This window comes from Zavarzinia sp. (genome assembly GCF_041650655.1).
Lineage (GTDB): Bacteria > Pseudomonadota > Alphaproteobacteria > Zavarziniales > Zavarziniaceae > Zavarzinia.
In genome coordinates this window covers 1-9,582 of sequence record NZ_JBAZKR010000129.1, presented here as the reverse complement: position 1 = coordinate 9,582, position 9,582 = coordinate 1, and the positions used below count along the sequence as shown (strand labels likewise).

General features: G+C 70.2%; 8 protein-coding genes. 6 read left to right on the top strand and 2 right to left on the bottom strand.

Features of this window, described 5'->3' with window-relative positions:
• The first annotated feature begins 182 nt into the window (after nt 1-182).
• The 3 genes from WC493_RS19965 to WC493_RS19955 all read left to right on the top strand — a co-directional run bounded on the left by WC493_RS19965 (nt 183) and on the right by WC493_RS19955 (nt 3,061).
• Complete coding sequence (locus WC493_RS19965; RefSeq protein ID WP_373067813.1) at nt 183-350, top strand: YdcH family protein; 168 nt, start codon at nt 183-185, stop codon at nt 348-350.
• 213 nt (nt 351-563) lie between these two features.
• On the top strand, nt 564-2,702 hold the full coding sequence (pbpC, locus tag WC493_RS19960) for a penicillin-binding protein 1C (protein WP_373067811.1): 2,139 nt from the start codon (nt 564-566) through the stop codon (nt 2,700-2,702).
• Between the two features lie 71 nt (nt 2,703-2,773).
• Nucleotides 2,774-3,061: a lipid-A-disaccharide synthase N-terminal domain-containing protein gene (locus tag WC493_RS19955; RefSeq protein ID WP_373067809.1), complete on the top strand. Its 288-nt coding sequence runs from the start codon at nt 2,774-2,776 to the stop codon at nt 3,059-3,061.
• On the opposite strand, the gene WC493_RS19950 is transcribed toward WC493_RS19955, so the two are convergent.
• Nucleotides 3,033-4,253, bottom strand: coding sequence for a class I SAM-dependent methyltransferase (locus WC493_RS19950; protein WP_373067807.1), 1,221 nt, complete (start codon nt 4,251-4,253; stop codon nt 3,033-3,035). The two genes, WC493_RS19955 and WC493_RS19950, sit on opposite strands and share 29 nt — an antisense overlap.
• 221 nt (nt 4,254-4,474) lie before the next feature.
• Between WC493_RS19950 and WC493_RS19945 the strand changes: the two genes are divergently transcribed.
• The 3 genes from WC493_RS19945 to WC493_RS19935 all read left to right on the top strand — a co-directional run bounded on the left by WC493_RS19945 (nt 4,475) and on the right by WC493_RS19935 (nt 8,776).
• Entirely contained in the window at nt 4,475-5,506 is a 1,032-nt protein-coding gene (locus tag WC493_RS19945) for an OmpA family protein (protein WP_373067804.1), read from the top strand.
• A gap of 121 nt (nt 5,507-5,627) precedes the next feature.
• On the top strand, nt 5,628-7,298 hold the full coding sequence (locus WC493_RS19940) for an ABC transporter ATP-binding protein (RefSeq protein WP_373067802.1): 1,671 nt from the start codon (nt 5,628-5,630) through the stop codon (nt 7,296-7,298).
• A 71-nt stretch (nt 7,299-7,369) separates the two neighbouring features.
• Nucleotides 7,370-8,776, top strand: a complete 1,407-nt coding sequence (locus WC493_RS19935) for a wax ester/triacylglycerol synthase family O-acyltransferase (protein WP_373067799.1) — start codon at nt 7,370-7,372, stop codon at nt 8,774-8,776.
• Here the strand turns inward: WC493_RS19935 and WC493_RS19930 are convergent.
• The coding region (locus WC493_RS19930; protein ID WP_373067797.1) for a gamma-glutamyltransferase at nt 8,777-9,582 on the bottom strand (806 nt) is incomplete at its 5' end.

The window sequence follows — 9,582 nt, the reverse complement described above, 5'->3', positions numbered from 1 at the left end:
GGCGGGCCCAAGGTGGGTCGCCCGGCCCATGGGGTCAACGGCTTGGGCGGGGGGCTTTGGCGGGGGGCTTTGGCGGGTGCTGCGGTGCCGCATCGAATCGATGCGCTGCGGGACCGGATTCGGGCTGACGCGGAACCTGATGCGTGCTTATCATGACAGTCCCAAGACAAGGGAGGATGCGAATGAGCCTGCAAGCGCGTACCGCTAGTCTCAGTCAGCGTCATGCCTCGATCGATCGGGAGCTGACCGCCGAAGAGCACCGGCCGATGCCCGATCCTTCGATCATCGCCAAGCTCAAGCGCGAAAAGCTGCGCATCAAGGACGAGCTGAACCGTATCACGACTCAATGATCTGATCCGCCGGGCCAAGGCCCGTGCCGCCCGAGCCTCGTGCCGCCGGTCGTGGACCGGCGCGCGGGGTGGTGGCTTGGCGTCGCGGCAGTATCGCCGGGCGCTGTGACCTGCTTCATCGCGGGCCGTTTCCAGCCGTGCTCCGATCGGCGTATCCTGCGCCGGTCGCAGGAGTCGTGAGCGAGGGGGACGCGACGTGAAGGGGAGGTCGGCTTGACGCCGGGGCGGCTGTTCACAGTGGCCCGCCTGCGCCGCTTGGGCGCCGGCGTGATCGTCTTCGCCGTGCTGCTGCTCGGCGGGGCCTTTGCCTTCGACCGCCTGTTTCCCCTGCCGCTCGACCGGGTGGCGGAGCGTTCTTCCGTCGTGCTCGATGCCGGCGGCGAGCCCCTGCGCGCCTTCCAGACGGCGGACGGCATCTGGCGCTTCACGGCAGCCCCGGCCGATGTCGATCCCCTCTATTTGAAGATGCTGATCGCCTATGAGGACCGGCGCTTCGCCGATCATCCGGGCGTCGATGCCCTGGCCGTGCTGCGCGCCGCGGGCCAGGCGCTGGCGGCCGGCCATATCGTCTCCGGCGCCTCGACCCTGACCATGCAGACGGCCCGGCTGATCGAGCCCCGGCCGCGCACGATCGGCGCCAAGCTGATCGAAATGGCGCGCGCGCTGCAGCTCGAATGGCATTTCTCGAAGGACGAGATTCTGGGCCTCTACCTGACCCTGGCGCCCTTCGGCGGCAATCTCGAAGGTGTCCGCGCCGCCAGCCTGTTCTATTTCGGCAAGGAGCCTTCCAGCCTGACCGCGGCCGAGGCGGCCCTGCTGGTCGCCCTGCCGCAGTCGCCCGAACGGCGCCGGCCCGACCGCAACGCGGCGGTCGCCAGGGCACAGCGCGACGAAGTGCTGCGCCGGGTCGCGGAAGCCGGCGTGATCGCCGAGGCGCAGGCACGCGAGGCGATGGAAGAGGCGGTGCCGGTCGCCCGGCTCGACGCGCCCTTCCTGGCCCCTCATCTGGCCGAGCGGCTGCACCGGGCGGAGCCCCAGCGTTCGGTCGTCACCAGCAATATCGACCGCAGCCTGCAATCCCGCCTGGAGGTGCTGGCGGCGCGCTTGGTCGACGGGCTGGAGCCGACGGCGAACCTGGCCATCCTGGTGGTCGCCAACGACGGCCGGCGGGTCGTCGCCTCGGTCGGCTCCTCGTCCTATTTCGATCGCAGCCGGGCCGGGCCGATCGACATGACGGTCGCCATCCGCTCGCCCGGTTCGGCCCTGAAACCCTTCATCTACGGCCTCGGCTTCGAAGACCTGATCTGCCATCCCGAGACCATCGTGGTCGACCGGCCGATGCATTTCGGCGGTTATGCGCCGAAGAATTTCGACCGCCAGTACCGGGGCGAGGTGAAACTCGCCGAAGCGCTCCAGCTCTCCCTCAACATTCCCGCCGTTGCCGTGCTGGACCGGGTCGGGCCGCGGCGCTTCGCCGGCCGCCTGGCCGAGGCGGGCGTCACCCTCCGCCTGCCCGAGCCGGGGGCTGAGCCGAGCCTGCCGATCGCGCTGGGCGGTGTCGGCGTCACGCTGCGTGACCTGGTCACCCTCTATGCCGGCCTCGCCGATGGCGGCCGGGCGCTGCCGCTGCGCGACCGGGCGGATGATCCGGCCGGCCAGGCGGTGCAGCTCCTCTCGCCCTCGGCGGCCTGGCAGGTCGCCTCGATCCTGCGCGACACGCCGCCGCCGCCCCATCTGCTGCAGGGCGAGGCGACCGGCGGGGCGCGCCAGATCGCCTATAAGACCGGCACGTCCTATGGTTTCCGCGATGCCTGGGCGATCGGCTTCGACCCGGATTACACGGTCGGCGTCTGGGTCGGGCGGCCGGACGGGTCCTTCTCGCCCGGGCGCATGGGGCGCGAGGCCGCGGCGCCGATCGTCTTCGCCGCCTTCGGCATGTTGCCGCCACCGGGGCCCGAGGCGGTGCGCCGCCCGCCGCCGCCGCCCGGCACCCTGATCGCGACCCAGAACGAGCTGCCGCCCGGACTGAAGCGCCTCGGCTCCAAGCGGAGCGACGGCATCGCCCTCGACAGCGGCGACCGCGCAGCCCCGCGCCTGACCATGCCGATCAGCGGCAGCACGGTCGAAATCGCCCGGGCGCCCGACGGCAGCCTGCCCACCGTGCTGCTCCGCGTCCAGGGCGGCCTGATGCCGCTCACCTTCCTGGTCAACGGGCGTCCGATCGCCACAGCACCCTTCCGCCGACAGGCGGAATGGCAGCCGGACGGACTGGGCCGCGCCAGCGTGACCGTGGTCGACGCCGCCGGCCGGGCGGTGAGCAGCGATTTCTGGCTCTCCGCCGGGGGCGGCTGAGCGCCGTCAAGCCAGGGGACAAGGGGGCCTTTTCCGTCTATAAGGCGGCCGTTCGAGCCCCGGAGTTCATTGTGCACGACACCACTCTCTGGATCATCATCGGCTTTGCCGGCCAGGCCCTGTTCACCATGCGCTTCGTGGTGCAATGGATCGCCAGCGAAAAGGCCAAGCGCAGCCTGGTGCCGGTGGCTTTCTGGTTCTTCTCGGTCGGCGGCGGCGTCGTCCTGCTCGGCTATGCGATCCACCGGGAAGACCCGGTGTTCATCGCGGGGCAAGCCGGCGGCTTGGTGATCTATGCCCGGAACCTGTGGCTGATCTACGGCCACAAGCTCAAGGAAGGCGCAGGAAAAGCCGGCTGATCCCGTTCAGCGTCTCGAAGATCGAAGGCCAGGCCCGCTCGAAGCCGGCGACGCCGGCAGCCGCCGCGATCTGGCCGACGCTCGCCTTGCCGTCGATCCGGCGCAGGATCGACGGGGCCGCCTGGTGCAGCGGCAGGCGGAGCGGGAGCCCGTCCACCGTGATCTTCAGGACCCGGTCGCTGCCCAGTGCCGCGGCCAACTGCGCCCCGTCCGTGCGTGACCAGACTGGGACAGCCTCGGGGGCCAGGGGATCGGGCGGCACCGCCTCGTGCTCCGGGCGGACGACATAGGCGATGTGGTGGGACAGGTTGCCGGCCAGCCGTTCGGCCAGGATCGCCCGCTCCCGCGGCGGCAGTTCGCCCGCCAGGCGGCGGAGCTGGGGATCGAGCAGATAGGTCTCAGGCCGGTAGCGCAGGGGATCGATCAGGCAGGCGAGGCCGAGGCCGCCGTCCTCGATCAGGGCGACGAAATCCTCGACGTCATAGGCGCGGTCGCGCGAATGCAGCAGGAGATCGAAGATCCCGGCATCGCCGCCCGCGACATGGTCCTGGATCGCCTCGTTGCGGCGCAGCCGGTTGGTCGGCGGCAGGCCGGGCAGCAGGCGCTTGGCGACCGCGATCCGGGCCGCCGGCGGGGCCTGTTCCGGGGCCAGGATGCGCAGTGCCTCCTGCATGTCGTAGACGCCGCTCCGCCCGATCCGGCCATAGACCATGAGGCCCATGCCGCCGCCCGGCGCCAGCACGGATCGCAGCGCGGCGAGGCCGGCCGCGGGGTCGTCCAGATGGTGCAGCACGCCGCAGCAGTCGATGTAGTCGTAGGGGCCCGGGGCCAGGCGTTCGACCTCGAGCAGGGAGCCCTGCACGAAATCGATCGAAAGGCCGCGCACGGCGGCCCGCTCCGCCGCCACCTTCTGGGCCGCGGCCGACATGTCGAGATGGCTGATCTCGGCCTCGATCCCGGCATCGGCGAGCTGCTGGGCCAGCATGATGCAGCCGTCGCCGGTACCGCCCCCGGCAAAGAGCAGGCGCATCCGCTTCGGCAGCCGGCCGCCGAAGATCCAATGGCGGATTTCGGGCAGCGCCCCGGGGCTGCCCTCGATCAGGCGTTTGGCCTCGTCGCGCGGGTTGCGCGCCGGATAGGGCAAGGCCTCGTAATGGCGGGCGACGAGCTGGTCCTGGGTGAGGTCGGCCATGGGTCTCGGCAAGGCTGGGGTTTCGGGAGGGCGGGCGGCAACTTAGCGCGGCTTCGCCGCCGGGGGAAACCGCTTCGGCAGGGGCAGTGAGGCCGCCATTTGTCCCCGCCGCGACATATTAACCGTATTGCGGTGCGAAAGAGCGCCCCGGCGCGATTGAGGCCGCGGGGCTCGGGTGCTAGAAGAAATATTGGACACGTCACAGTGCTCAGGGGGCATTCATGCGCTTCATTACCTCGAAGACCGCGGCGGCGCTGGTCGGCGGCATCCTGGCCGCGGGCGCGGCGCCCGCCTGGGCTGAGGGGAGTTCCGGCCCCTATATCGGCGGTTACCTCGGCTATTCGATCCCGAGCTCGATCGACGCGGCCGGCGACTTCAACGGCAACGGCACGGCCGACAGCGGCAAGCTCGACCTCGACAACGGCTTCGGCGGTGGCGCCCTGTTCGGGTACGACTACGGCGCCATCCGGGCCGAGGCCCAGGTCGACTACCGCAGCTTCTCGAACAATGGCTACAAGAACGCCACGGTCGACGGCGCCTCGGTCGGCACCTATCCCGCGGACGGCCAGACCGGCATCCTCGCCACCATGGGCAACGTCCTCTACGAATATGAGAACAGCTCGCCGGTCACGCCTTATGTCGGCGTCGGCCTCGGTGCGGGCTGGGTCTTCGCCGACGGCGGCCATGATGCCGGCTTCGCCTATCAGGGCATCGTCGGCGCCAAAGTGGGCCTGGGCGGCCCGGTCGCGGCCTTCGTCGACTATCGCTATCTCGGCGTCACCAACGTGAAATCGGCCAATCTGGACGGCTCGGTGACGGAGCAGAATCTCCAGGCCGGCCTGATCTACACCTTCGACTCCTATACGCCGCCCCCGCCGCCGGCGCCCCAGACCGAGCCGGCGACCCCGGCCGATGCCGCCATGGCGCGCTCCTTCATGGTCTTCTTCGACTGGAATTCGGCGGCGATCACGGAACAGGCGGCGACCATCATCCAGGACGCCGCCCATGCCGCCGTCAGCCTGGGCACCAGCCGGATCGAGCTGACCGGCCATGCCGACCGCTCCGGCTCGCCTGGCTACAACAAGGCCTTGTCGCTGCGCCGGGCCGAAGCGGTGAAGGCCCAGCTCATCGCCCTCGGCCTGAACGCGGCCGAGATCGTCACCGTCGGCAAGGGCGAGAGCGCCCCCCTGGTGCCGACGCCGGACGGCGTGCGCGAGCCGCAGAACCGCCGGGTCGAGATCGTCCTGCCGTAAGCGGCCGATCCTGCCCGCCATCGGGACCGAAGGGCCGACCTGCTACCGCGGGCGGCCCTTCGCCTTTCTGGGGCACTATTTCGCGCACCACACCCTGGGCTTCGCCGGTCTGGCAGTCGTCGTGATCGGCGCCGTGCTGGCCGGTGTCGCCAGCCAATTCGCCATGAAGGAACTGGTCGACCGTGCAGGGGCGGGGCCAAGCGCCGCCGCTGCCGTCTGGGCCGCCTTCGCCGTCATGGCCGGGCTGATCGTCGCCGACAATGCGCTCTGGCGCATCGGGGGCTGGGCCTCGGCCAGGCTCTTCGTCGCCATCACGGGGGAGATGCGGGGTGACCTCTTCCTCCATCTCGCCGGCCACGGGCCGCGCTATTTCGCCGACCGCCTGCCCGGCACGCTCGCCTCGCGCATCTCGGGCGCCGCCGATGCCGCCCTGTCGCTGTCCTCGACCGTGACCTGGGGGGTCATTCCGCCGCTGCTCTCGCTCGTCGGTTCGGTCGCGGCGGTCGCCACCGTCGATGCCGGCATGGCGGCCGGACTGACGGCGATTGCAGCATGTCTTTCCGCTCTGATGTTCAGGCTCTCGGCCGGTGGCGGCGCGCTGCACCGAGCCCACGCGACGGCGGCCGCCGAGTTGGACGGCGAGTTGGTCGACGTGGTCGGCAATCTCGGCGTGGTGCGGGCCTTCGGCGCCACCTTCCGCGAGGGCCGGCGGATCGGCGCCGGCATCGCGCGCGAAATGGCGACCCGGCTCGCCAGCACCATGTATCTCGAAAACCTGCGGCTGGTCCACGCCGTCGCCGTCGCCGCCTGCGCCACCGGCCTGCTCGCCTGGGTGCTGAGCCTCTGGCAGGCGGGGCAGGCGACGGTCGGCGAGGTCGTCATGGTGACCGGCCTCGGCTTTTCCATTCTGCATGGCAGCCGGGAACTCGCCATGTCCCTGGTCGGCCTGACCCAGCATGTCGCCCGCCTGGACGAGGCGCTGAACACGCTTCTGGTCGAGCATGAGATCAAGGATGTTCCAGGTGCCGCCGCCCTGGTGGCGCGGGGCGGTGCGATCGATTTCGAGGCCGTCACCTTCGCCTATCCCGGGCGGGCAGCGGCCCTCGACGGTTTCACGCTCCATGTCGCGGCGGGCGAGCGGGTCGGCCTGGTCGGCCGCTCCGGCGCGGGCAAGAGCACGGTCGCCGCCCTGCTGCAACGCTTCTGGGATCCCTCGGCCGGGCGCATCCTGATCGACGGCCAGGATATCGCCCAGGTGACCCAGGCGAGCCTGCGTGCCGCGGTCGCCGTGGTGCCCCAGGACGTCGCCCTGTTCCACCGCACGGTCTACGACAATCTGGCCTATGCCGATCCGGAGGCCTCGCGCCAAGCCGTGCTGGCGGCGGCCGAAGCGGCGGTGGCGCGGGATTTTATCGAGGCCCTGCCCGAAGGTTTCGACACCCGTGTGGGCGACCGCGGGGTGAAGCTCTCCGGCGGGCAGCGCCAGCGCCTGGCGATCGCCCGCGCGCTCCTGAAGGATGCGCCGATCCTGCTGCTCGACGAGGCCACCTCGGCGCTCGACAGTGAATCCGAGGCGGCGATCAAGCGCGCCCTGGACCGCCTGATGCAGGGGCGCACGGTGATCGCCATCGCCCATCGCCTGTCCACCCTCGCCGGTTTCGACCGGATCGTCGTCATGGAGGCGGGGCATATCGTCGATCAGGGCACGCCGGTCGAACTGGCGGCCCGGCCGGGACCGTTCCGCGACCTGCTGCGCGCCCAGGGCGCGCCGGGCGAAACGCCGCCGCTTTGATGTCGATTTTCGGCGTGCCCCCTTGACGCCTTCGCGCCGCCCCTGTCGCATGAAGAAAACGAGGGGGGAACATGGTGACACGAGTCCTGAGGCCGACGGACGCCGCCTGGCTCCATATCGAAAAGCGCGACAAGCCGGTCCATGTCGCCTCGCTGGCGATCTTTTCGCTGCCCCCCGGGGCACCGCCCGGCTATCTCGGCTCGCTGGTCGCGGAATGGCGCCAGCGCACCAAATATGCCCCGCCCTTCAACCTGCGTCTCCGTCCCGGCCTGCTCTCGGCCGTGCTGCCGGCCTGGGAGGAACTCCGGCCGGAGGATGTCGACCTCGACTATCACTTTCGTCATTCCGCCCTGCCGCGGCCGGGCGGCGAGCGCGAGCTGGGCATCCTGGTCTCGCGCCTGCATTCCAACCCCCTCGATCGCAGCAGGCCGCTCTGGGAATGCCATGTCATCGAGGGCTTGGAGAACAACCGTTTCGCCCTCTACACCAAGGTCCATCATTCGCAGATCGACGGTATGGGCGGGATGCGCCTGCTCGGCCGCTTCCTGTCGACCGATGCGGACGCCCGCGGCCTGCCGCCGCCCTGGGAAGTGGGCATGGGCCACCGCTCGAAACAGGCCGACGACGAGGCGGTCGACCAGGGACGGCTGATCGACCGCCTGCTGAGCCTGGGACGCGAGCAGTTCAAGTCCGGTCTCGAAGCGGTGAAGGCGATCGGCAAGCTGGCGCGTGGCGCCCGCAAGGGCGGCGAGGACGGGCCGGCCTTCCCCTACGGCGCACCGGCGACGATCCTCAACGGCAAGATCCGCGGCAAGCGGCGCTTCGCCACCCAGCATTACGACCTGACCCGGATCAAGACCCTGGCCAAAGCGGCCGATGCCACGGTGAACGACGTCTTCCTGGCCCTCTGTTCCGCCTCGCTGCGCCGCTATCTCTCGGAACTCGGCGAGCTGCCGGCAAAGCCGTTGACCGCCTCGGTGCCGGTCTCGATCCGGCCGGGCGGGGACGTGACGATCGGCAATGCCATCACCACGATCTTCGTCAATCTGCACACCGATATCGCCGATCCCCTGGAGCGTATCCGTGCGATCGGCCGTTCCGCCCAGAGCGCCAAGGAGGCGTTGCAGGCGATGTCGCCCGGCGCTATCGAAGATTACACGCTGCTCCTGATGACGCCCTATATGGTGCAACTCATGCTCGGCCTCGGCACCATGACGCGGCCGATGAACAACCTGGTAATCTCGAACGTTCCAGGTCCGGCGCAGCCGCTCTATTTCGACGGGGCGCGGCTGGAACAGATCTATCCGGTCTCGCTGCTGTTCGACGGCCAGGCGCTGAACATCACCGTGCTGTCCTATGCCGGCCAGTTCAACCTCGGCTTCACCGGCGACCGCGACGCATTGCCCTCGATGCAGAAGATCGCGGTCTATACCGGGGAGGCGCTGGCCGAACTCGAAGCCGCGGTGAAACCGGCCTGATCAGCGGCCGAGGGCGACGCCTTCCCGTCGCGGATCGGCGGCGCCATCGAGCCTGCCGTCGCCGCCGATCGCGATGGCGGCGAGGCCGGAATTGAGGTCCGTGACTTCGACCCTGTAGCCGAGTGCCTGGAGCCCCGGGACGAGCCCGGTGGCCGCCGTGCCGGCCTCGACCTCGAAGGGGCCGAAGCGGTTCATCAGGTGCGGCATGGCGACGACCGCCGGCAGTTCCATGCGCCAAGCCAGGCGCGCGATCAGGGCCTGGGTGACGAAGCCGATGATGCGGCTGCCGCCCGGGCTGCCCAGGGCCAGCACCGGGGTCTCGCCGTCGAAGACGATGACCGGCGCCATCGACGAGCGCGGCCGCTTGCCGCCCTCGATCCGATTGGCCACCGGCCTTCCGTCGGGGTCCGAGGCAATGAAGGAGAAATCGGTCAATTCGTTGTTGAGCAGGAAGCCGCGCACCATGAGGCGCGAGCCGAAGCCGTTCTCGATCGTGCCGGTATAGGAGAGGAGATCGCCGTCGCCGTCGCGGATCACCACCTGGGTGGTCGAGGGCAGTTCCGGCGTCTCGCCCCGGCCGGGCAGGGCGGGCAATGCGCCGTCGTCCATCGCCGGAATGCCGGGCGTTACGGCATCGAGCGCCCGCGCACCGCCCAGCAGCTTGCCGCGAAGGGCCAGGGAGCCGGGTGCCAGCAGGCCGCGGAGCGGGATCGACAGGCGGTCGGGATCGCCCAGCCAGCGCTCGCGGTCGGCGAAGGCGAGACGGGTGGCATCACCGATCAGGCGCCAGGTGTCGGCTTCAGCGG

Coding starts and splice junctions, on each gene's coding strand:
- WC493_RS19965 (WP_373067813.1), top strand. CDS start 183: ATGAGCCTGCAAGCGCGTACCGCTAGTCTCAGTCAGCGTCATGCCTCG.
- WC493_RS19950 (WP_373067807.1), bottom strand. CDS start 4,253: ATGGCCGACCTCACCCAGGACCAGCTCGTCGCCCGCCATTACGAGGCC.
- WC493_RS19945 (WP_373067804.1), top strand. CDS start 4,475: ATGCGCTTCATTACCTCGAAGACCGCGGCGGCGCTGGTCGGCGGCATC.
- WC493_RS19935 (WP_373067799.1), top strand. CDS start 7,370: ATGGTGACACGAGTCCTGAGGCCGACGGACGCCGCCTGGCTCCATATC.